14 protein-coding genes are annotated in these 21603 nt (G+C 69.9%); 13 read left to right on the top strand and 1 reads right to left on the bottom strand.

Annotated elements, in window-relative coordinates; all coding sequences use genetic code 11:
- Positions 1 to 93 precede the first annotated feature (93 nt).
- Both H1Q64_RS26905 and H1Q64_RS26900 read left to right on the top strand, forming a co-directional pair.
- The gene (locus tag H1Q64_RS26905) at positions 94 to 1797 is read left to right on the top strand and encodes a methyl-accepting chemotaxis protein (RefSeq protein WP_237907509.1); all 1704 of its coding nucleotides are present in this window, start codon (positions 94 to 96) and stop codon (positions 1795 to 1797) included.
- Between the two features lie 116 nt (positions 1798 to 1913).
- Positions 1914 to 2267 carry a hypothetical protein gene (locus H1Q64_RS26900; protein ID WP_237907508.1) on the top strand — a complete coding sequence of 118 codons (354 nt, stop codon included), beginning with the start codon at positions 1914 to 1916 and terminating at the stop codon, positions 2265 to 2267.
- Between the two features lie 72 nt (positions 2268 to 2339).
- On the opposite strand, the gene H1Q64_RS26895 is transcribed toward H1Q64_RS26900, so the two are convergent.
- The gene (locus H1Q64_RS26895) at positions 2340 to 3833 is read right to left on the bottom strand and encodes an acetyl-CoA hydrolase/transferase family protein (RefSeq protein WP_237907731.1); all 1494 of its coding nucleotides are present in this window, start codon (positions 3831 to 3833) and stop codon (positions 2340 to 2342) included.
- A gap of 264 nt (positions 3834 to 4097) precedes the next feature.
- Here H1Q64_RS26895 and H1Q64_RS26890 point away from each other — a divergent pair, with 264 nt between their 5' ends.
- The 11 genes from H1Q64_RS26890 (at position 4098) to H1Q64_RS26840 (ending at position 21566) form a co-directional block, all read left to right on the top strand.
- Positions 4098 to 5267 carry a pyridoxal phosphate-dependent aminotransferase gene (locus tag H1Q64_RS26890; RefSeq protein WP_237907507.1) on the top strand — a complete coding sequence of 390 codons (1170 nt, stop codon included), beginning with the start codon at positions 4098 to 4100 and terminating at the stop codon, positions 5265 to 5267.
- Positions 5268 to 5557: 290 nt separating this feature from the next.
- Positions 5558 to 6922 carry an MdtA/MuxA family multidrug efflux RND transporter periplasmic adaptor subunit gene (locus tag H1Q64_RS26885; RefSeq protein ID WP_237907506.1) on the top strand — a complete coding sequence of 455 codons (1365 nt, stop codon included), beginning with the start codon at positions 5558 to 5560 and terminating at the stop codon, positions 6920 to 6922.
- A gap of 15 nt (positions 6923 to 6937) precedes the next feature.
- Complete coding sequence (locus tag H1Q64_RS26880) at positions 6938 to 10039, top strand: MdtB/MuxB family multidrug efflux RND transporter permease subunit (RefSeq protein WP_237907505.1); 3102 nt, start codon at positions 6938 to 6940, stop codon at positions 10037 to 10039.
- Positions 10036 to 13299, top strand: coding sequence for an efflux RND transporter permease subunit (locus H1Q64_RS26875; RefSeq protein ID WP_237907504.1), 3264 nt, complete (start codon positions 10036 to 10038; stop codon positions 13297 to 13299). Before H1Q64_RS26880 ends, H1Q64_RS26875 begins: the two co-directional genes overlap by 4 nt.
- A gap of 187 nt (positions 13300 to 13486) precedes the next feature.
- Complete coding sequence (locus H1Q64_RS26870) at positions 13487 to 14968, top strand: efflux transporter outer membrane subunit (RefSeq protein ID WP_237907503.1); 1482 nt, start codon at positions 13487 to 13489, stop codon at positions 14966 to 14968.
- Positions 14969 to 15196: 228 nt separating this feature from the next.
- Positions 15197 to 16870: an FAD-dependent oxidoreductase gene (locus H1Q64_RS26865; RefSeq protein ID WP_237907502.1), complete on the top strand. Its 1674-nt coding sequence runs from the start codon at positions 15197 to 15199 to the stop codon at positions 16868 to 16870.
- A 177-nt stretch (positions 16871 to 17047) separates the two neighbouring features.
- Positions 17048 to 18538, top strand: coding sequence for a PAS domain-containing sensor histidine kinase (locus tag H1Q64_RS26860; protein ID WP_237907501.1), 1491 nt, complete (start codon positions 17048 to 17050; stop codon positions 18536 to 18538).
- A gap of 34 nt (positions 18539 to 18572) precedes the next feature.
- Positions 18573 to 19220 (top strand): response regulator transcription factor, encoded by a 648-nt coding sequence (locus H1Q64_RS26855; protein WP_237907500.1) that lies wholly within the window; start codon positions 18573 to 18575, stop codon positions 19218 to 19220.
- Positions 19221 to 19378: 158 nt separating this feature from the next.
- Entirely contained in the window at positions 19379 to 19753 is a 375-nt protein-coding gene (locus H1Q64_RS26850) for a response regulator transcription factor (RefSeq protein WP_051141058.1), read from the top strand.
- Positions 19754 to 19830: 77 nt separating this feature from the next.
- Positions 19831 to 20535, top strand: coding sequence for a nitroreductase (locus H1Q64_RS26845; RefSeq protein ID WP_237907499.1), 705 nt, complete (start codon positions 19831 to 19833; stop codon positions 20533 to 20535).
- A 176-nt stretch (positions 20536 to 20711) separates the two neighbouring features.
- On the top strand, positions 20712 to 21566 hold the full coding sequence (locus H1Q64_RS26840) for a hypothetical protein (protein ID WP_237907498.1): 855 nt from the start codon (positions 20712 to 20714) through the stop codon (positions 21564 to 21566).
- Positions 21567 to 21603 lie beyond the last annotated feature (37 nt).

Genomic DNA, 21603 nt, shown 5'->3' with positions numbered 1-21603 from the left:
GCCGACCGGCCTGCGGGGGATTTTTTTTGGACACGGCTCCCGGCGCCCCCACCGCCCCGCCGACGAAGCCCGATTTATTGGAAAGTCCTGGACATGCCGCTGCACCGCTGGTTTTCGAACCGCAAGTTATTGCACAAGATCCTCGTTCCGGTTCTCGTCCTGCTGATCGTCATCGCCAGCCTCGTCTGGACCGCCCGGAGCGCGATCTCCGATCTGACAAGCTCAACCGCCCGCATCACCGAGTTGGTCGCCGACCGGCTCGGCGCGACCATCGCCGTCCAATCGGCGCTGGGTGACGCCATGGACACCGAGGCGAACGCCATCGTCGCCTCGTCCCGCGAAGCCATCGACGCCGCCAACGCGCAGCTCACGGCCAACATCGCCAAGGCCCTGTCCGCCATCGACACGCTGGCCGAGGCCTACGACGACCCGGCGGAGCGCGAGAGCATCCAGGCCATCAAGTCGATCGTCGGGGAGTATGAGCGCGTCGCCCAGACCACCGTGCAGCTGGCCCGCGGCTTCGATACCGACGGCGCCATCCGCGTGTCCATCGACGTCGGCCGCCCCGTTCGGCAGAAGCTGACCGCCGCGCTGGGCGAGCGGGTGGAGCAGAGCATGGCCGAGACTCGGGAGGCCGAGCGGCGCGCCACCGCCCTGTCCCAGCAGGTCATGACGCGGCTTTACACGGTCGCGGGTGCCGGCCTGCTGTTCGCCTTCGGCCTGCTCGGCTCCATCCTGCTGTTCTTCGTGGTGCGTCCGCTGCACCGCCTGACGTCGGAGATGACCTCCATCGCCGCCGGCGACCTGACCGTCGCCATCCAGGGCACCGGGCGCTCGGACGAGGTCGGCCTGCTCGCCCGCGCGCTCCAGGTCTTCAAGAGCAACGGGCTGGACATGCGCCGCCTCCAGGAGGAGAGCGACGCGCAGAAGCGCCAGATGGAGGCCGACCGCCGGTCCGCCATGCTGGCCCTGGCCGACCAGTTCGACGCCAACGTGCAGGGCGTGGTGCAGGCCGTGTCGCAGGCCGCCCGTCAGCTTCAAAGCAACGCGCAGACGATGACCGGCGCCGCCGAGACGACGACGGAACAGGCCTCCTCGGTCGCCGCCGCGACGGAGCAGGCGTCGGCCAACGTCGCGACGGTCGCCGCGGCGTCGGAGCAGCTGGGAAGCTCCATCGGTGAGATCGGCCGTCAAGTGAACGGTGCGGCGACGGTCGCCCGCGACGCCGTGGCCGAAGGGGAACGGACAAACGCGTTGGTCGAACGGCTGGCCAGCGCCGCCCAGAAGATCGGCGACGTCGTCAACCTGATCCAGAACATCGCGTCGCAGACCAACCTGCTGGCGCTGAACGCGACCATCGAGGCGGCGCGCGCCGGCGAGGCCGGCAAGGGCTTCGCCGTCGTGGCAGGCGAGGTCAAGGCGCTGGCCACCCAGACCTCCCAGGCGACCGAGGAGATCGCCAGCCAGATCACCGAGATCCAGGCGATCACCGAAGGCACCGTGACGGCCATCCGCAACATCGCCCGAACCATCGCCGACGTGGACGCCATCGCCGGGGCCATCGCCGCCGCCGTGGAGGAGCAGACCGCCGCCACGCACGAGATCGGCCGCAACATCCAGCAGGCCGCCCAGGGCACCCGGCTGGTCTCGGGCAACATCGGCGGCGTCAGCCAGTCGGCCACCGACGTGCGCGAGGCCGCCGCAGAGGTGCTGGACGCCGCGAACAGCCTGTCCCGCGACTCCGACCTGCTGCGCGACGAGATCCACGGCTTCATCGCCCGGGTCCGCGCCGGCTGACACCTTTGCACGAGCGTGACCCCCGCGTGACCATTTTCACATCACGCGGGGGTGGCGTCCCCAACGGCCGAATTCGTGGTAGCATGGCGCTCCACAGTCGGAAGCCTTTGGAAACCATGCCGAGCCTGTCCAGCGGCCTCAACGCCCTCATCGCCACGGTCCTGCGCAGCCACCCGTCGCTGCGGGTTCTGCCGGTGTCCCGCTACACCTGGGACCATGCCGCCGCTTATGCCGCCGCCAACGGGCGGGCCATCGCCCACGCCGTCGACGAGCGGGGGCGGCAGTCGCTCCTGGTCGCCCTGGCCGGGCTGGACTATGTGAGCGTCTGCGACCTCGACCACGACCTGACGGTTCCTGCCGAGCAGCCGGTGTCGCTGATCGTGCCCGAGCTGCGCGGCGGGCTGCTCGCCCGCTTCACCCCGCGCACCGCCGGGGACGTGTGCCGGATCGTCGAGGCCGTCTGCCCCTGAACCGAGGCAACAGGCCCTCGCGGCGGCCCCCACCCAACCCTCCCCCGCTGCGCAGGGGAGGGCATCGGGACCTCAGGCCGGCTGCATGCTCCCCGTCTGCTGGTAGCGCAGGTGCCAGGAGAAGGCCTCCTCCAGCAGATGCGGCGTGTGGCCGCCGCGCTGCAGCGCCCGGCGGTGATAATCCAACGCCAGCTCGCAGTAGCTGGGATGGACGCAATTGCGGATGATCGTCTCCGCCCGCTCGCGCGGGGCGAGGCCGCGGAGGTCGGCCAGACCGGTTTCCGTCACCAGGACGTCCACGTCATGCTCGTTTTGGTCGGTGTGGGTGACCATCGGCACGACGCTGGAAATCCTGCCGTCCTTCGCCAGCGACTTGGTGACGAAGATGGCGAGATGGGCGTTGCGCGCGAAGTCGCCGGAGCCGCCGATGCCGTTCATCATCTGCGTGCCGTTGACGTGGGTGGAGTTCACGTTGCCGTAGATGTCGCACTCCAGCGCCGTGTTGATGCCGATCACGCCCAGCCGGCGGATGACCTCCGGGTGGTTGGAGATTTCCTGCGGGCGCAGCAGCAGCCGTCCTTTGTAGCTGCCGATCTTCGGCAGAACCTCCGCGTATTTCTCGGCGCTCAGTGTGATGGAGGAGCCCGACGCGAAGGTCAGCTTCCCAGCGTCGAACAGGTCGAAGGTGCTGTCCTGCAGGACCTCGCTGTACATGGTCAGGTCGTGGAAGGGACTGTCGATCATGCCGTGCAGCACGGCGTTGGCGATGGTCCCGATCCCGGCCTGGAGCGGGTTCAGCGAGCGGCCCAGCCGGCCCTGCCGCACCTCGCGGTCGAGGAATTCGATCAGATGGCCGGCGATGTCCCTGGTCTCGCCGTCCGGCGGCAGGATGGTGGCGCTGCTGTCCTGCTTGCGGGTCACCACGATGGCCGCGATCTTCGACGGGTCGATGGGGATGTAGGGCAGGCCGGCGCGGCTCTCCGCCGTCACCACCGGGATCGGCTCGCGGAAGGGGCGGCGCGTCGGGATGTAGACGTCGTGCATCCCCTCCAGGTCGAGCGGCTGGGTCAGGTTCAGCTCAACGATGATCTTCTCCGCCAGGATGGCGAAGGTCGCGGAGTTGCCGATGGAGGTGGTGGGAACGATCCCACCCGTCTCGGTGATCGCGCAGGCCTCGATCACCGCCACGTCCACCGGCCCCATCTGGCGGGAGCGCAGAAGCTCCACCGTCTCCGAGAGGTGCTGGTCGACGAACATCACCTCGCCGCGGTTGATCGCCTTGCGCAGCACCGGGTCGGCCTGGAACGGCAGGCGGCGGGCCAGCACCCCGGCCTCCGTGAGGATGCGGTCCACGTCGTTGCCGAGCGAGGCGCCGGTCATCAGCGTGACCTTCAGCCGCTCCGTCGCGGCGCGTTCGGCCAGCGCCAGCGGCACCGCCTTGGCGTCGCCGGCGCGGGTGAAGCCGCTCATGCCAATGGTCATGCCGTCGCGGATAAGCAGGGCGGCCTCCTCCGGCGTCACCACCTTTCCCCACAGGGACTTCAGGCGAATACGGTCGTGGTACATGGTCATCCTTTGCACGTTCTCGGGCGTTTGTTGGCCGGCGATTGATTCGCTTTTATCGTTGAGGTCCGTCATAGGCCCCGCTTTCGCAGCGCTGCAATTGCCGGTCGGTCATATCAGGGTGTCCTAATGGGCATGAATGGCCGCCTTGCGCCGTCGCCCCTCAAACGCCCGGTTGTGCCCCGGCACAGCCCTGGGGCATATGGATGGGTCGTCCGCCGGGAACCTTTCCGGCCAATGCGAAAGCCTGCCAGGGAGCCTCCGCCGATGCGTTTCTCTTCCCTCACCGACCGCATCCGCGGCGACCGCGTCGCAGCCTGGGACATCCATTTCGCCGCCTGGACCGCCAAGGGGCGCGGCGAGGACGTGATCGTGCTGAGCGTCGGCGACCCGGATTTCGACACGCCCGCCCCGGTGCGCGACGCCGCCATCGCCGCTCTGCACGCCGGCGACACCCACTACACCCCGATTCCCGGCCGCCCGGAGCTGCGCGCCGCGCTGGCCCGCGACGTGGCCCGCCGCACCGGCCTGCCGGTGGAGCCGGAGAACGTCATCGTCTGCGCCGGGGCGCAGAACGGCCTGTTCAACGCCACCCTCTGCCTCGTCGAGGCGGGGGACGAGGTGCTGGTGCCGGAGCCGATGTACCTGACCTACGAGGCCTGCGTCCGCGCGTCGGGCGCCACGCTGGTCCCGGTGGCCCCGGACGCCGCCACGCTGCGGCTGGACCCGGCGGCGCTGGCCGCCGCGGTCACCCCGCGCACCCGCGCCATCTTCCTGGCGACCCCCGCCAACCCGACCGGCATCGTGATGTCGATGGAGGAGCTGGAGGCCGTGGCCGACCTCGCCCGCCGCCACGATTTGTGGGTGGTCGCCGACGAGGTCTACGCCAGCCTGACCTTCGACCGGCCGCACATCGGCATCGCCACCCTGCCCGGCATGGCGGAGCGCACGGTGACCATCAACAGCCTGTCCAAGTCGCACGCCATGACCGGCTGGCGCGCCGGCTGGGTGGTCGCCCCGGCGCCGCTGGTCGCCCATATGGGCACGCTGGCGCTGTGCATGCTCTACGGCCTGCCGGGCTTCGTCCAGCAGGCGGCGCTGGTCGCCGTCGAGCAGGGCGACGAGGCGGTGGCGGCGATGCGCGAGGGCTACCGCCGCCGCCGCGACATCGCGCTGGAGGCGCTCGGCTCCGTTCCCGGCCTGCGCTGCCTGAAGCCGGAGGCCGGCATGTTCATGCTGGTGGACGTGCGCGGCACCGGCCTGCCGACCATGGAGTTCGCGTGGCGGCTGTTCCGCGAAACCGGCGTGTCGGTCCTCGACGCCGGCGCCTTCGGTCCGGCGGCGGCGGGCTGCGTCCGCCTGTCCTTCGCGGTCGGCGAGGCGGAGCTTGCGGAGGCCTGCCGCCGCATCGCCGCCTTCGTGACGGGGTTGGCGTAACATAACCCTCTCCCCTCTGGGGAGAGGGTGGCCCGGAGGGCCGGTGGGGGGGTTGCGCATCGCGGAACGTCCGGCAAAAGCGCAACCCCCTCACCCTAACCCTCTCCCCTGAGGGGAGAGGGGATTCCTGACGCCCCTCGACGCTGTTACCGAGCGTTACAAATCTAATCCCTTCTGGACATATTCTGCGCGCGACGCCGTGATAGCGTCCCGCCGGGATCGGGGCTGGGCCGCCGGCCGCCCTCCCGACGCGACTTTCCGGACGACGCCCGCAGGCGATGAAGGACCCGATGGATTTGGACACGCCTCTCAAACCGCCACCCGCGCAGGGGCCGGACAGCCACGCCACGGCAGTGCCGGAGGCCCGCCGGGACCACTCGGCTCCCGACGCCCAGCGGACCGACGCGCCCGAGCGCCGCTCGATCCTGGGCCGGGTGCTGGCCTGGCTGGTGGTGCTGGCGCTGATCGGCGGCGGGGTCTGGTGGTTCGCCTTCCGCCCGGCGCCGGAGATGGCGGGGCGCGGCGGCCCCGGCGGGTTCCGGCCCGGCATGCCGACCGCGGCGCCGGTGGTGACCGCCAAGGTCGAGAAGGGCGACATGCCGATCCGGCTGAACGGGCTGGGCACCGTCTCGTCGCTCGCCACCGTCACGGTGCGCCCGCAGGTCGGCGGCCAGCTCACCCAGGTCGCCTTCAACGAGGGGCAGGCCGTGCAGAAGGGCGACTTCCTGGCGGAGGTGGACCCGCGCCCCTTTCAGCTCGCCGTCGAGCAGGCCGAGGCCCAGCTTCTGCGCGATCAGGCGCTGCTGAAGAACGCCCGGCTGGACCTGGAGCGCTACCGGCTGCTGGTCAAGCAGGACTCCATCGCCAAGCAGCAGCGCGACACGCAGGAATCGCTGGTTCAGCAGTATGAGGGCACGGTGAAGGCCGATCAGGTGGCGGTGGAGAACGCCAAGCTGAACCTGTCCTACACCCGCATCACCGCCCCCGTCTCCGGCCGCGCCGGGCTGCGGCTGGTCGATCCCGGCAACTACGTCACCGCGGGCGAGGCCGGCGGCATCGTCGTCATCACCCAGGTGCAGCCGATCTCCGTCCTGTTCACCCTGCCGGAGGACAACATTCAGGCGATCCTGGCGCGGCTGCGCGACGGGGCACACCTGCCGGTCACCGCCTACGACCGGACGCGCGACCGCGTGCTGGCGACCGGCACGCTGACCACGGTGGACAACCAGATCGACGTGACCACCGGCACGGTCAAGCTGCGCGCCCAGTTCGACAACGCCGACCAGTCGCTGTTCCCCAACCAGTTCGTCAACGTCCAGCTTCTGGTGGACACGCTGGCCGGTGTGCCGATGGTTCCGGTGGCGGCGGTGCAGCGTGGGGCACCCGGCACCTATGTCTATGTGGTGAACGGCGAGGACAGCACGGCCTCGGTCCGTCCGGTGACGCTCGGCGCCAGCGACGGGGCAAAGACCGTCATCACCCAGGGCCTGCAGCACGGCGAGACGGTGGTGATCCAAGGCGCCGACCGGCTGCGCGAGGGCGCCAAGGTCGCGGCGACCGACGGCTCGGCCCAGCCGGCCGCCCCCGCCACATCTTCCGCCCCGGCCAGCGAGGGCCCGCGCCCGCAGCGCCGCCCCCAGCGCAACGCGTCGTAACGCCCGCCTACCGCCATGAACATCTCCCACCCCTTCGTCGTCCGCCCGGTCGCCACCTCGCTGCTGATGCTGGCGATCCTGCTGGTGGGGGCGGTGTCCTACCGCTTCCTGCCGCTGTCGGCGCTGCCGGCGGTGGAATACCCGACGATCCAGGTCCAGACCTTCTTCCCCGGCGCCAGCCCGGAGGTGATGACCTCGTCGGTCACCGCCCCGCTGGAACGCCAGCTCGGCCAGATGCCGGGGCTGGTGCAGATGTCCTCGGTCAGCGCCGCCGGGGCGTCGGTCATCACGCTCCAGTTCGGGCTGGAACTCAGCATCGACATCGCGGAGCAGGAGGTGCAGGCGGCCATCAACGCCGCCGGCAACCTGCTGCCCTCCGACCTGCCCGCCCCACCGATCTACGCCAAGGTCAACCCGGCGGACGCGCCGATCCTGACGCTGGCCCTGACCTCCAAGACGCTGCCGCTGACCCAGGTGCAGGACTTGGCCGACAGCCGCTTCGCGCAGAAGCTGTCGCAGCTCCCCGGCGTCGGTCTGGTCAGCCTCAGCGGCGGGCACCGGCCGGCGGTGCGCATCCGCGCCAACGTCCAGGCGCTGGCCGCCTACGGGCTGAACATCGACGACCTGCGCAGCACCATCAACACGGCCAACGTCAACTCGCCCAAGGGCACCATCGACGGGCCGACCCGCAACTACACCATCAACGCCAACGACCAGCTCCGCCGGGCCGACGAGTACAAGGACCTCGTCGTCGCCTACCGCAGCGGCGCCCCGGTCCGCCTGTCCGACGTGGCCGAGGTGCTGGACAGCGCCGAGAACACCCGGCTGGGCGCCTGGATGAACGACACGCCGGCCATCCTCCTGAACATCCAGCGCCAGCCCGGCGCCAACGTGATCGAGGTGGTGGACCGGGTGAAGGAGATGCTGCCCAACCTGACAGCCGCCCTGCCCGGCTCGGTCGACGTCGCCGTGCTGACCGACCGCACCGTGACCATCCGCGCCTCCGTCGAGGATGTGCAGATGGAGATGATGGTGGCCATGGGGCTGGTGGTCCTGGTGATCTTCCTGTTCCTGCGCAACATCCCGGCGACGATCATCCCCAGCCTGTCGGTGCCGCTGTCGCTGGTCGGCACCTTCGCGGTGATGTATCTGGCCGGCTTCAGCCTGAACAACCTGTCGCTGATGGCGCTGACCGTCGCGACGGGCTTCGTCGTCGACGACGCCATCGTGATGATCGAGAACATCGCCCGCCATGTGGAGCGCGGTGAATCCCCGCTCCAGGCCGCGCTAAAGGGGTCGAAGCAGATCGGCTTCACCATCGTGTCGCTGACCGTCTCGCTGATCGCGGTGCTGATCCCGCTGCTGTTCATGGGCGACGTGGTCGGCCGGCTGTTCCGCGAGTTCGCCATCACGCTGGCCGTCACCATCCTGATCTCCGCTGTCGTCTCCCTGACGCTGGTGCCGATGCTCTGCGCCAAGCTGCTGCGTCACCGCGAGCCGCGCGAGATGTCCGCCATCGCGCGGCGCATCGAGGCGTGGTTCGACGCGGTGGTCGCCGGCTACGCCCGCACGCTGCGCTGGGTGCTCGACCGCCAGGGGGCGACGCTGCTGGTCGCCGTGGGGACGCTGGCGCTGACGGTCGTGCTCTACACCGCCATCCCCAAGGGCTTCTTCCCGGCGCAGGACACCGGCCTGATCCAGGGCGTGACGGAGGCCACCCAGTCCGTCTCCTACGCCGCCATGGCGGAGCGGCAGCGGGCGCTGGCGGTGGAGGTGCTGAAGGACCCCGACGTGGTCAGCCTGTCCTCCTTCATCGGGGTGGACGGCACCAACACCACCATGAACAGCGGGCGCCTCCTCATCAACCTGAAGCCGAAGGAGCAGCGGACGGACCATGTGGCCGACATCATCCGCCGCATCCGCCACAACACCGCCGCCGTCCCCGGAATCGAGCTGTTCATGCAGCCGGTGCAGGACCTGACCATCGACGCCACGGTCAGCCGCACCCAGTACCAGTTCGTGCTTGAGGACGCGAACCCCGAGGAACTGCGCGTCTGGGCGCCGAGGCTGATCGACCGGCTGGCCGCGGTGCCGGAGATCACCGACGTCACCAGCAACCTTCAGGAGAAGGGGCTGTCGGCCGCCATCACCATCGACCGCGACACCGCCGCGCGCTACGGCGTCACCACGGCGGCCATCGACAACGCGCTGTACGACTCCTTCGGCCAGCGCATCGTCTCCACCATCTTCACCCAGGCCAACCAGTTCCGCGTGATCCTGGAGGCCGACCCCGACCGCATGACGGTGGACCAGCTTCTCACCTCCATCCATCTGCCCTCGGCGGGCGGCGGGCAGGTGCCGCTGGCCGCCTTCGCGCGGATGGAGGTGCGCAACGCGCCGCTCCAGATCAACCATTTCGGGCAATTCCCGGCGGTCACCGTCTCCTTCAACCTAGCGCCGGGGGTGTCGCTGGGGGCAGCGGTCAAGGCCATCGAGGCGGCGGAGCAGGAACTCGGCCTGCCGGCCAGCGTACTGACCCGCTTCCAGGGCGCCGCGCTGGCCTTCCAGGCGTCGCTGGGCAACCAGCTCCTGCTGATCCTGGCGGCCATCGTCACGATGTACATCGTGCTGGGCGTCCTCTACGAGAGCTACATCCATCCGATCACGATCCTCTCCACCCTGCCCTCGGCGGGGGTGGGGGCGCTGATCGCGCTGATGCTGGCCGGGCACGACCTGGACATCATCGCCATCATCGGCATCATCCTGCTGATCGGCATCGTGAAGAAGAACGCGATCATGATGATCGACTTCGCGCTCGACGCCGAGCGTGAGGAGGGCAAGCCCCCGCGCGAGGCGATCTATCAGGCCTGCCTGCTGCGCTTCCGGCCGATCCTGATGACGACGATGGCGGCGCTGCTCGGCGCCCTGCCGCTGATGCTCGGCACCGGCACGGGGTCGGAGCTTCGCCAGCCGATGGGCGTGTCCATCGTCGGCGGACTGATCCTCAGCCAGCTTCTCACCCTCTACACCACGCCGGTGATCTATCTGGCCTTCGACCGGCTGGCCGCGCGCCTGCGCGGGCGCCCTGACGGGCAGACGGAAGGGGCCGCGCGATGAGCTGGGCCGCCAACCTGTCGGCGCCCTTCATCCGGCGGCCGGTGGCGACGACCCTGCTGACGCTCGGGATGGCGCTGGCCGGGGCGCTGGGCTTCGTCGGGCTGCCGGTGTCGCCGCTGCCGCAGGTGGATTTCCCGACCATCTCGGTCACCGCCTCGATGCCCGGCGCCAGCCCGGAAACGATGGCGGCCAGCGTCGCGACACCGCTGGAACGGCATCTGGCGCAGATCGCCGACGTGACGGAGATGACCTCCTCCAGTTCCGCCGGATCGACGCGCATCACGCTGCAGTTCGGGCTGAACCGCGACATCGACGGCGCGGGCCGCGAAGTGCAGGCCGCCATCAACGCCGCCCGCGCCGACCTGCCGTCCAGCCTGCGCAGCAACCCGACCTACCGCAAGGTCAACCCCGCCGACGCCCCGATCATGATCCTGACCATGACCTCGGCGACGCTCAGCCAGGGGCAGCTCTACGATTCCGCGGCGACCGTGCTCCAGCAGAAGCTGTCGCAGGTGGAGGGCGTCGGGCAGGTCAGCATCGGCGGCAGCTCGCTCCCCGCCGTGCGGGTGGAGCTGAACCCGCGCGCCCTGTTCCAATACGGCATCGGGCTGGAGGACGTGCGCGCCGCCATCGCGTCGGCCAACGCCAACGCCCCCAAGGGCGCCGTCGAGGACGGGGAGCTGCGCTTCCAGATCTACACCAACGATCAGGCCCGCAAGGCGGAGGAATACCGGTCGCTGGTCATCGCCTACCGCAACGGGGCCTCCGTCCGCCTGTCCGACGTGGCCGAGGTGTCGGACAGCGTGGAGGATCTGCGCAACGCCGGAATCACCAACGGCAAGCCGTCGGTCCTGCTGATGCTGAACCGCCAGCCGGCGGCCAACATCATCGAGACGGTGGACCGGGTGAAGGCCATGCTGCCGGAGCTTCGCGCCTCCATCCCCGCCGACATCGACCTGTCGGTCTCCAGCGACCGCACCACGACCATCCGCGCCTCGCTGGCCGAGGTGGAGCACACGCTGATCATTGCCGTTGGGCTTGTGGTGATGGTGGTGTTCCTGTTCCTGCGCAACGCGCGGGCGGCGCTGATCCCCAGCGTGGTGGTGCCGGTGTCGCTGGTCGCCACCTTCGGCGCCATGTATCTGCTCGGCTACAGCCTGAACAACCTGTCGCTGATGGCGCTGACCGTCGCCACCGGCTTCGTGGTTGACGACGCCATCGTCGTTCTGGAGAGCATCGCCCGCCACATCGAGAACGGCATGTCCCGCACCCAGGCCGCGCTGCGCGGCGCGCGGGAGGTCGGCTTCACCGTCCTGTCGATGAGCGTGTCGCTGGTCGCCGTCTTCATCCCGATCCTGCTGATGGGCGGCATCGTCGGGCGGTTGTTCCGCGAATTCGCCCTGACCCTGTCCATCGCCATCCTGGTCTCGATGGTCATCAGCCTGACCACCACGCCGATGATGTGCGCGGTCCTGCTGCGGGAGCCGCGCAAGGCCAAGGAGCCGGGCCGCGCCGTGGCCGCCCTGCGCCGGGTCGGCGCGTGGATCGGCGGGGGGACGCTGCGCCTCTACGACCGGACGCTGACGGCGGCGCTCGACAACAGCCTGCTGACCATGGTGGTCTTCGCGGCGACGGTGGCGCTCAGCATCCATCTCTTCACGATCATCCCCAAGGGCTTCTTCCCGCAGCAGGACACGGGCCGGCTGAACGGATTCGTCGTGGCGGACCAGAGCACCTCCTTCACGCTGATGAAGGAGAAGATGGAGCGCTTCGTGGCGCTGGTGCAGGCCGACCCGGCGGTGGAGACGGTGGTGGGGTACACCGGCGGCAGCCGGACCAACAGCGGCTACATGGCCGTCACGCTGAAGCCGCTGGCGCAGCGCGACGTCACGGCCGACGCGGTGATCGCCCGGCTGCGCGGCCAGCTCACCCAGGTGCCCGGCGCCAACCTCTACCTGTCGGTCATGCAGGATTTGCGGGCGGGGGCACGGCAGGCCAACGCCAACTACCAGTTCACGCTGCAGGGCGACACGCTGGACGAGCTGCAGACCTGGGCGCCCCGCCTGACCCAGGCGCTCCAGCAGGTGCCGGAACTGACCGAGGTGAACTCCGACCAGCAGCAGCGCGGGCTGGCGCTGGAGGTGACGGTGGACCGCGACGCCGCGGCGCGGCTGGGCCTGTCCTTCAACCAGATCAACAACACGCTCTACGACGCCTTCGGCCAACGCTCCGCCTCGACCATCTACAACCCGCTGAACCAGTACCGTGTGATCATGGAGGTCGCCCCCCAGTACCGCGAGGACCCGGAGATGATGAAGGACATCCTCATCAGCAAATCCGGCGGGGCGGTCAGCGGGACGCAGGCGACCAGCGCCATCGCCGGGGCGGCCACGGCCGACACCGAGGCCGCGCGCAACCAGCGCATCAACCAGATCGCCACCACCGGCCGCAACGCCGCCTCCACCGGATCGGCGCTCAGCACAGGGGTGGAGACGATGGTTCCGCTCTCGGCCATCGCCCGCGTCTCGCTGGAGAACACGCCGCTGTCGGTGAACCACCAGGGGCCGTTCGTCGCCACCACCATCTCCTTCAACCTCGCCCCCGGAATCTCGCTGGGCGAGGGGCTGACCCTGATCCGCCACACCATGGACCGGATCGGCATGCCGACGACCATCCAGGGCAGCTTCCAGGGCACCGCGCGGGTGTTCCAGCAGTCCATCGGCGACCAGCCGGTGCTGATCCTGGCGGCGCTGCTGGCCGTCTACATCGTGCTGGGCGTGCTCTACGAAAGCTACATCCACCCGCTGACGATCCTCTCCACCCTGCCCTCCGCCGGGGTGGGAGCGCTGGTCGCGCTGATGGCGCTGGACAAGGAACTGAGCATCATCGCGCTGATCGGCGTCATCCTGTTGATCGGCATCGTCAAGAAGAACGCGATCATGATGATCGACGTGGCGCTGGAGGCGGAACGGAGCGAGGGGCTGGACCCGCGCACCGCGATCCATCGCGCCTGCCTGCTGCGCTTCCGCCCGATCATGATGACCACGGTCGCCGCCCTGCTGGGCGCCCTGCCGCTGGCGCTCGGTTCCGGCGACGGAGCGGAGCTGCGCCAGCCGCTGGGCATCGCCATCGTCGGCGGTCTGGTCGTCAGCCAGATGCTGACCCTCTACACGACGCCGGTCACCTACCTGTACCTCGACCGCTTCCGGCTGTGGTGCCGGCGGCGCTGGCGGCGCCCCGAGGCGGGTGTCGCGGCATGATGGCGGCCACTGCCGACAAGTCCCTCTCCCGCCCCGGGAGAGGGTGCCCGCGACAGCGGGCGGGTGAGGGTCCCGCGAGGATCATGGCGCTGATTCTCGGCGGCACCCTCACCCTTCCCACGCCTGCGGCGCGGGCCCCTTCCCTCTCCCGGGGCGGGAGAGGGGATTGACCGTGGATGAACCTGATATGACGACGATCATCGGGCGGCGCGCCCGTCTGCTGGGTACGGCGCTCGGCACCCTCACCCTGCTGTCGGCCTGCGCGGTGGGACCGGACTACGAGCGGCCCTCTGCCGCCGTGCCGCCGGCCTACAAGGAGGGCGGTATCACCCCCGTGGCCTTCGCTCCCCCCGTCCCGCGCGACGACGGCTGGCGCCCCGCCACCCCCGGACAGGCGGAGGCCGGTCCTTGGTGGACCGTCTTCAACGATCCGGTGCTGGACGGGCTGATGCGCCGGGTGGAGGTCGACAACCAGAGCCTGAAGGCGGCGGAAGCCGCCTACCGGCAGGCCGAGGCGCTGTCGGATCAGGCCCGCTCCGCCTTCTTCCCCATCCTGTCGGTCAGCGGCGGGGCCGACCGGGCGGGAACCGTCGGGTCGGGCAACCGCAGCGTTTCCGGCACCGGCATCAGCCGCGGCGGAACCCCGGTGACCACTTACGACGCCGGGCTGGGGGCGAGCTGGGCGCCGGACCTCTGGGGCCGCATCCGCCGGTCGGTGGAAAGCAACGACGCCAACCTCCAGGCCAGCGCCGCCGACCTCGCCGCCGCGCGCCTGTCGGCGCAGGCGCAGTTGGCCACCGCCTACGTGCAGTTCCGCGTGGCGGACGAGCGCAAGGCGCTGCTGGAGCGGGCCATCGCGGCCTACCGCCAGTCGCTGGAGATCGCCCGCAACCGCCACGCCGTGGGCACGGCGACCCTGGCCGACGTCTTCACCGCCGAGACCCAGGTCCGCTCCACCGAGTCGCAGCTCGTGGCACTGGGGGTGCAGCGCGCCCAGTTCGAGCACGCCATGGCGGTTCTGGTCGGGCAGGCGCCCGCCGCCTTCGCGCTGGCCCCGGCGCCGCTGACTGCCGCGGTCCCGGCGATCCCGCCCGGCGTGCCCTCCGCCCTGCTGGAGCGCCGGCCGGACATCGCGGCGGCGGAACGGCAGATGGCCCAGGCCAACGCCCAGATCGGCATCGCGGAGTCGGCCTGGTACCCGGACGTGGTGCTGTCCGGCTCCATCACCAACAGCGCGACGATCCTGCCCAAGCTTCTCCAGGCGCCGACGGCGATCTGGGCGGTCGGGGCGCAGGTCGCCCAGACCCTGTTCGACGGAGGCGCGCGGACGGCCGAGGTGGAGCTGCGCCGCGCCGTCTTCGACCAGAGCGTGGCGCAGTACCGCCAGACCGTGCTGACCGCCTTCCAGGAGGTCGAGGACCAGCTCGCCGCCCAGCGCATCCTGGCCCGGCAGGCCGCCGTGCAGGACGACGCCGTGCGGCTGGCACGCGAGGCGGAGCGGCTGACCCTGAACCAGTACCGGGCTGGCACCCTGCCCTACAGCAGCGTCCTGACCGCCCAGACCGCCGCCCTGTCGGACGAGGAGAGCGCTTTGTCGGTGCGGCAGAGCCGCCTGCTGGCCGCCGTGTCCCTCCTCCAGGCGCTGGGGGGCACTCCGCCGAATTTTTAATCCGGGGGAAGGCCGGGCTACCCCTTCGGACTCCGCATCGAAAGTGGTGCGGGGATGGGACGGTCAGTCCTTTGAAAAAATGGATAAAACCCGCGCAGTTGCTGGCTGCGGGGGCGGTGCCGGGGTCAATCCGCTGGACGGGCTAGCCCGCAATTTCAGTAACGGCATGGGGAACTTGAGATTTATCTGAGTCCCGTGCGTTCAACCCCAAAGAAAAGCAGGCGCAGCATGATTCTCGATGCTCGCTCGGTGTCCTCGGGCACCAACCTTGACGCGGACCTCTGCATCGTCGGCGCCGGTGCCGCCGGGCTCGCCATAGCCCGTGCGCTGGCCGGTTCGCGCTGGAAGATCGTCCTTCTGGAGAGCGGCGGGCTCGACCCCGACGGCCACACCCAGTCGCTCTACGCCGGCGAGAATCTCGGCCTGCCCTACGAGCGCCTGTCCACCGCGCGCAGCCGCTATTTCGGCGGCAGCACCAACTGCTGGGGCGGCTTCTGCCGGCCCTTCGAGCCGATCGACATGGAGGCGCGGCCCTGGGTGCCGAACAGCGGCTGGCCCTTCGGGCCGGAGATGCTGGCCCCCTACTACGCCCGCGCCCACAGCCACCTGAATCTGCCGTCTCGCATCTACGACAACGGCCATTGGGAGAAGACCCTGGCGCCAGACGGGATCGAGTTCCTGCCGGTCGAGGGCGGCGCGCTGGAGAACCGGATCGCCCAGATCAGCGACCAGCCGCGCGTCGGCGTGACCTCCGTCGACGAGATCGTCCAGGCCGCGAACATCGCCTGCTACCTGAACGCCAATGTCACCGAGTTCGAGACCAACGACACCGCCACGGTGGTCGAGCGGGTGCGTTGCGCCGCCCTTAGCGGCGCCCGCTTCACCGTCACGGCGCGGCAGTTCGTCCTGTGCTGCGGCGGCATCGAGAACGCCCGCCTGCTGCTGCTGTCCAACCGGGTGCAAAGCGCCGGGCTGGGCAACGGCCACGATCTGGTCGGCCGCTACTTCACCGACCACCCGCGCATCAAGGCCAGCTCGGTCCGGCTGACCGATCAGGCGCGGCACCGCCGCCTCTACGACATGACGCTGACGCTGTCGCGCCGCCGGCTGAACGCCAAGCACCTTCCCGTCTCAGCCTCCCTGTCGCCGACGGTGGAGACGCAGCGCCGGCTGGGGCTGATGAACTCGCGCAGCTATCTGGTGGCGCAGTATCACGGTGAGGCGACCGCCGGGGTGCGCGCGCTGCACGACCTGCGCATGCTGATGTCCGACCGCCGCAAGTTCGGCCACGCCGAGGGCGACCTGCGCGCCCTGCTGCGCGAGGCGGTGCCGCAGATCGCGCTGAATCTGCCGAACCTCGCCTACGCGCTGTTCGACAATGTGGTCAACCCGGCCTGGGTGACGCGCAGCTTCCTACTGGAAACCATCGTCGAGCCGGTGCCCAACCCCGACAGCCGCGTAACCCTGGCGACGGAGCGCGACGCGCTTGGCCTCAACCGGGCCGACACGGTGTGGCGCCTGACCGAGCAGGACCGCGACAACTTCCTGCGCACCAACGCGCTGGTGCGGACGGAACTGACCCGCAACGGCCTGATCACGGTGACCGAGGCCGACCCGCAGGAGGCCGCCGAGCGCGCCTGGGCGGAGCGCATCTCCTGGTGCTGGCACCATATGGGCACCACCCGCATGCACGACGACCCGAAGCAGGGTGTGGTCGACGCGCGCTGCAAGGTGCACGGGATGCACAACCTGTACATCGGCGGCAGCTCGGTCTTCCCCAGCATGGGGTGCGACCACCCGACCATCAACCTCGTGGCGCTGGCCTTCCGCCTCGCCGAGGAGGTGTCGGCCCAGCTTCAGCACGACCGCGCGGTCACTCTGGAGGGCCAGCAGGCGGCGTGATTCGCCGGTCCGGCACGGGCGGGGAGCGATCTTCCCGCCCGCAACCTCCAATCCTGGCCCCAATCCCGGTTGACCGAGAAATCAACTCAACTACTCTTGGAGCAAGAAGGGTCCAAGGGACAAGGGACGTTGGGGACGGGGATGGCGGACGATATCGGGACGGGAAATCCGGACCTCATGCTGCGTTTTCAGGCCATGCTGGACACGGTGCCGGACGGGATCGTCATCATTGATGCCGAAGGGCGCATCCAGACCTTCAACCCGGCCTGCGAACGGCTGTTCGGCTGGACCACCGCCGAGGTCATCGGCCACAACGTCAAGATGCTGATGCCGCCGCCCTACCGGGAGGAGCATGACGGCTATCTGGAGCGCTACCACCGGACCGGGGAACGCCGGATCATCGGCATCGGGCGAGAGGTCACCGGCCTACGCCGCGACGGCACCACCTTCCCGATGGAACTGTCGGTCGGCGAGGCCTGCCGGGAGGCGGGTGGCGGCGGGGTCTACATCGGCATCATCCGCGACATCAGCGAGCGCAAGCGGGCCGAAACCGCCCTGCGGGAGCGCGAGGCCCGCCTCACCTCCATCCTGGAGACCGTGCCCGAGGCGATCATCGTCATCAGCGAGCGGGGACTGATCGAGTCCTTCAGCCCGGCGGCGGAGCGGCTGTTCGGCTACAGCGCCGCCGAGGTGACGGGGCGGAACGTCAGCCTGCTGATGCCCTCCCCCTACCGGGAGCAGCACGACCGCTACATGGACCATTATCTGACCACCGGGGAGCGCCGGATCATCGGCATCGGGCGGGTGGTCTCCGGCCTGCGCCGCGACGGCTCGGTCTTCCCGATGGAGCTGGCGGTGGGCGAGGTTCAGCTGGCCGGGCATCGCTGCTTCACCGGCTTCATCCGCGACCTGACCGAGCGGCAGGCCACCGAAAAGCGCCTTCAGGAGCTTCAGGCGGAGCTTCTGCACGTCAGCCGGGTCAGCGCCATGGGTCAGATGGCCTCCACCCTGGCCCACGAGCTGAACCAGCCGCTGACCGCCGTCATCAACTACGCCAAGGCGGTGAAGCGCCTGCTCGACCGTCCGGATGGGGCGGACAAGGCGCGGGAGACGATGGACAAGGCCACCGCCCAGGCGGCCCGCGCCGGCCAGATCATCCGCCGCCTGCGCAACTTCATCGAGAAGGGCCAGACCGAGCACACGGTGGAGAGCATCGGCAAGGTGGTGGAGGAGGCCAGCGCCCTCGCCCTGGTCGGCGCCAAGGAGCGCGGCGTCCATGTCCGGCTGGAGATGAGTGGCGACGAGCGCCCCGTGCTGATCGACAAGATCCAGATCCAACAGGTCGTCCTCAACCTCGTCCGCAACGCCATCGAGGCCATGGCCGAGTCGGAGATTCGGGAACTGACGGTCACCACCGGCCCCGATCCGGAATCGGCGGCGCTGATGCGCGTCACCGTCCGCGACACCGGCCCCGGTCTGAACGAGACCGTGCTGGCCCAGCTTTTCCAGCCCTTCGTCACCACCAAGGAGAAGGGGATGGGACTCGGCCTGTCGATCTGCCGGTCGATCATCGAGGCCCATGGCGGCCGCCTGTGGTTGGAACCGGGGGACCGAGGGGCCACCTTTGCCTTCACCGTGCCGGTTGCCGGAGAGGATGATGCGCCCTGAGCCCCCATTGCCGCCCGAATTATCCCCGTCGGACATGACGGTCTTCGTCCTGGACGACGACGAAGCGGTGCGCGACTCCGTCGTGATCCTGCTGGAATGCGAGGGCTTCCGGGTCGAGGGTTTCGCGTCCCCCATCGCCTTCTTGGAATCGGACGCGCCGTCGCGTCCCGGCTGCCTGCTGGTCGATGTGCGGATGCCGCAGATGAGCGGGCTCGACGTGCAGGAGCGCTTGGTGCAGGAGGGGCGCGGCCTGCCGGTGATCGTGATGACCGGCCACGCCGACGTGCCGCTGGCGGTGCGGGCCATGAAGGCCGGCGCCGTCGACTTCGTGGAGAAGCCCTTCGACGAGCAGGCCCTGATCGGCAGCGTGAAGACCGCCCTGGCCCGCGCCGTTCCAACGCCTGCGCCGCAGGCCGCCCAAGCGCCCGCCCCGTCCCCAGCCGCCCCCGCCGCGTCTCCGGAGGTGCTGGAGCGGCTGTCCTGCCTGACGCCGCGGGAGCGCGACGTGCTGCAATGGCTGGTCGAAGGCAAGTCGAACAAGGTCATCGCCTTCGAGCTGTCCATCAGCCCGCGCACCGTCGAGATCCACCGCGCCCGCGTGATGGAGAAGATGCGCGCCGACAGCCTGCCCTCGCTGGTCCGCATGGCCCTGGCCGCCGGGATCGCCCCCAAAGGGGAGTAATTCGGGTCGCCGGGCGACGCTGGCGGCGACTGATCCACATCAAAACCGCGCCCGATAAGGGGAACTCCGTATTCCGGCACCGCCGGTCGGCTTCTATCTTCCCTGTAACGCCCCACGACGGGCGTCATTCCGCGTGATTTCCGATGCTGGAGGCAGTCTTGGCCGAACCGGGCGATAGCATCGTCTACATCGTCGACGACGACGAGCCGGTGCGGGACTCGATGAAGGCGCTGCTCGAAGCCTGTGCCTTCGAAGTGCGCGACTATGCGTCGTGCCAGAGTTTCATGGATCAGTACAACGGCAAGCCGTCGGGCTGCCTCGTTCTCGACCTGCATCTGCCGGTGATGAGCGGGCTGGAGTTCATCGAGCGCTTCGGCGCGAACCTGCACGGCCTGCCCGTCATCATGGTGTCGGGGCGCGGCGATCCCGCGACCTTCGCCCGCGCGCGGGAAGCCGGCGTGACCGCCTTCTTGGAAAAGCCGTTCGAAGAGGACCAGCTCCTTGACGCGGTGCAGCGCCTGCTGCCAGCCTGACCGTCCTTCTCGGTCCTGAGAGGGCCGCCGTTCCCCGGACAGGGTTCGTGAGACACCGTCCGCAGCGGAGCGCGCCCATGGCGTCCGAAGAATCCTTTTCCCGCCCCCTGTCTGCCCTGGAGGCCGTGCGCAGCCGCCGCAGCGTCCGCGCCTTCACCGCCAAGCCGGTGCCGCGCGCCGTGGTGGAAGAGATCCTCGACGCCGCCAGCCGGGCGCCCAGCGGGTCGAACATCCAGCCTTGGAAAGTCCACGCGGTGGCCGGTGCTGCGCGCGAGGCGCTGTCGGCGGAGCTGCGCGCCGCCCATTTCGACCCGGCGGATGACCAGGCAGGCGCTGAATACACCTATTACCCGACGCAGTGGTTCGAGCCCTATCTGGCGCGGCGCCGAAAGATCGGCTGGGACCTCTACGGCCTGCTCGGCATCGCCAAGGGCGACCGGGAGGCGATGGCTCACCAGCACGCCCGCAACTACGATTTCTTCGGCGCCCCGGTCGGGCTGTTCTTTACCATGGACCGGCGGATGGAGCAGGGAAGCTGGCTCGACGTCGGCATGTTCATGGAGAATGTGATGGTGGCGGCGCGGGGCTTCGGGCTGGACACCTGCCCGCAGGCCGCCTTCATCACGTACCACCGCATCGTCCGCCGCCATCTCGACATCCCGGACACCGACATCCTGCTGAGCGGCATGGCGCTGGGCCACGCCGACCCCGACGCGCCGGAAAACCGCCTGGAGACCGAGCGCGCACCGGTCGCCGACTTCACCCGTTTTCACGGCTTCTGATATCCCCGCCTTGTCGGCCCCTGTTGTCGGCCCCTGTTCGCGATGTGCGTTTTCGCACAGGCGTCGGCGGGCCGTGGCGGCACTCTCCAGCTGCGCCGCGAAGCGCTGGCCTGACCGTTCCATCCCGGCAGGCTCCGCCCCGCGTCCTGTTTCCTGCGGCTTGGAGTGTTCCGACGATGGCTCTGCTCGATGATCTTGTGGTGCAGACCGCCCTGTTTCCGCTGGTGGTCGGCGTCGCCGCCGTCGGTGTGGTCCGTCTCGCCGGCGGGCGCACGCGGGGTCCCCGGTTGGCGGCGGCGGGTGTTGCCGCCGCCTTCCTGGCGGCCTACGCGCTGATCGTCGGCCTGCCCGCCCTGCCCCCGCCCTCCAGCATGGGCCGCCTGTTCTGGAGCGCGGTGGCCGGTCTGGTCATCGGCGTCGGCGCCGACCTCGCCGGGCTCGACCGCCGCCGCGGCACTTGGCTGCTCGGCGCCTGGGTGACGGCGGCGCTGCTGTGGATCGCCCTGCCGGTGCTGCCGGGCAGCCTGGACACCATCACCGCCGCGGTCCTTCTGCTGGCCGGCGGCTGGATCGCCCTGACGCGGACCGCCGGCGAGGGCGAGGGAGCGGCGACGCCCGGCGTCGCCCTGCTGGCCGCCGCGGTAGCGGTGGGCGGGGTGGCGCTGGTCGGCGCCTCGGCCTCCGTCGCCCAGCTCGCCTTCGCGCTGGCCGCGGCCACCGGCGGCCTGCTGCTGTGGAACTGGCCGGTGGAGCGCCACGCCTGGGGCAACGCCGGTCAGGCGGCGCTGGGCATCCTGGTCCTGCTGGCCGCCACCCTGACCTTCTTCTCCTCCGCCCACGCCGAAGCCCTGCTGCTCGTCCTGCCGGCCTTCTTCGCCGACCGGCTGCGCGACCGCCTGCCCCTGCCGCGCACCGCCGCGGGGCGGGCCATGGGCACCGTGGCGCTGACCGCCATCGCCCTGGTGCCGGCCGTCGCCGCCGTGGGCGTCGCCTTCCTTCTCTCCGCCGGTTCCGACGTGTCCGGCTACTGACCCACCCCATTCATCCCGTTCCATCCGACAAAGGACT

Source organism: Azospirillum brasilense (genome assembly GCF_022023855.1).
Classification (GTDB): domain Bacteria; phylum Pseudomonadota; class Alphaproteobacteria; order Azospirillales; family Azospirillaceae; genus Azospirillum; species Azospirillum brasilense_F.
Note: the sequence above shows the minus strand (reverse complement) of the source record. Positions and strands in the feature narration are given on the sequence as shown.

What these genes read in the sequence shown, in the direction of transcription:
- H1Q64_RS26905 (WP_237907509.1), top strand. Translation starts at nt 94, where the DNA reads ATGCCGCTGCACCGCTGGTTTTCGAACCGCAAGTTATTGCACAAGATC.
- H1Q64_RS26900 (WP_237907508.1), top strand. Translation starts at nt 1,914, where the DNA reads ATGCCGAGCCTGTCCAGCGGCCTCAACGCCCTCATCGCCACGGTCCTG.
- H1Q64_RS26895 (WP_237907731.1), bottom strand. Translation starts at nt 3,833, where the DNA reads ATGTACCACGACCGTATTCGCCTGAAGTCCCTGTGGGGAAAGGTGGTG.
- H1Q64_RS26890 (WP_237907507.1), top strand. Translation starts at nt 4,098, where the DNA reads ATGCGTTTCTCTTCCCTCACCGACCGCATCCGCGGCGACCGCGTCGCA.
- H1Q64_RS26885 (WP_237907506.1), top strand. Translation starts at nt 5,558, where the DNA reads ATGGATTTGGACACGCCTCTCAAACCGCCACCCGCGCAGGGGCCGGAC.
- H1Q64_RS26880 (WP_237907505.1), top strand. Translation starts at nt 6,938, where the DNA reads ATGAACATCTCCCACCCCTTCGTCGTCCGCCCGGTCGCCACCTCGCTG.
- H1Q64_RS26875 (WP_237907504.1), top strand. Translation starts at nt 10,036, where the DNA reads ATGAGCTGGGCCGCCAACCTGTCGGCGCCCTTCATCCGGCGGCCGGTG.
- H1Q64_RS26870 (WP_237907503.1), top strand. Translation starts at nt 13,487, where the DNA reads ATGACGACGATCATCGGGCGGCGCGCCCGTCTGCTGGGTACGGCGCTC.
- H1Q64_RS26865 (WP_237907502.1), top strand. Translation starts at nt 15,197, where the DNA reads ATGATTCTCGATGCTCGCTCGGTGTCCTCGGGCACCAACCTTGACGCG.
- H1Q64_RS26860 (WP_237907501.1), top strand. Translation starts at nt 17,048, where the DNA reads ATGCTGCGTTTTCAGGCCATGCTGGACACGGTGCCGGACGGGATCGTC.
- H1Q64_RS26855 (WP_237907500.1), top strand. Translation starts at nt 18,573, where the DNA reads ATGACGGTCTTCGTCCTGGACGACGACGAAGCGGTGCGCGACTCCGTC.
- H1Q64_RS26845 (WP_237907499.1), top strand. Translation starts at nt 19,831, where the DNA reads ATGGCGTCCGAAGAATCCTTTTCCCGCCCCCTGTCTGCCCTGGAGGCC.
- H1Q64_RS26840 (WP_237907498.1), top strand. Translation starts at nt 20,712, where the DNA reads ATGGCTCTGCTCGATGATCTTGTGGTGCAGACCGCCCTGTTTCCGCTG.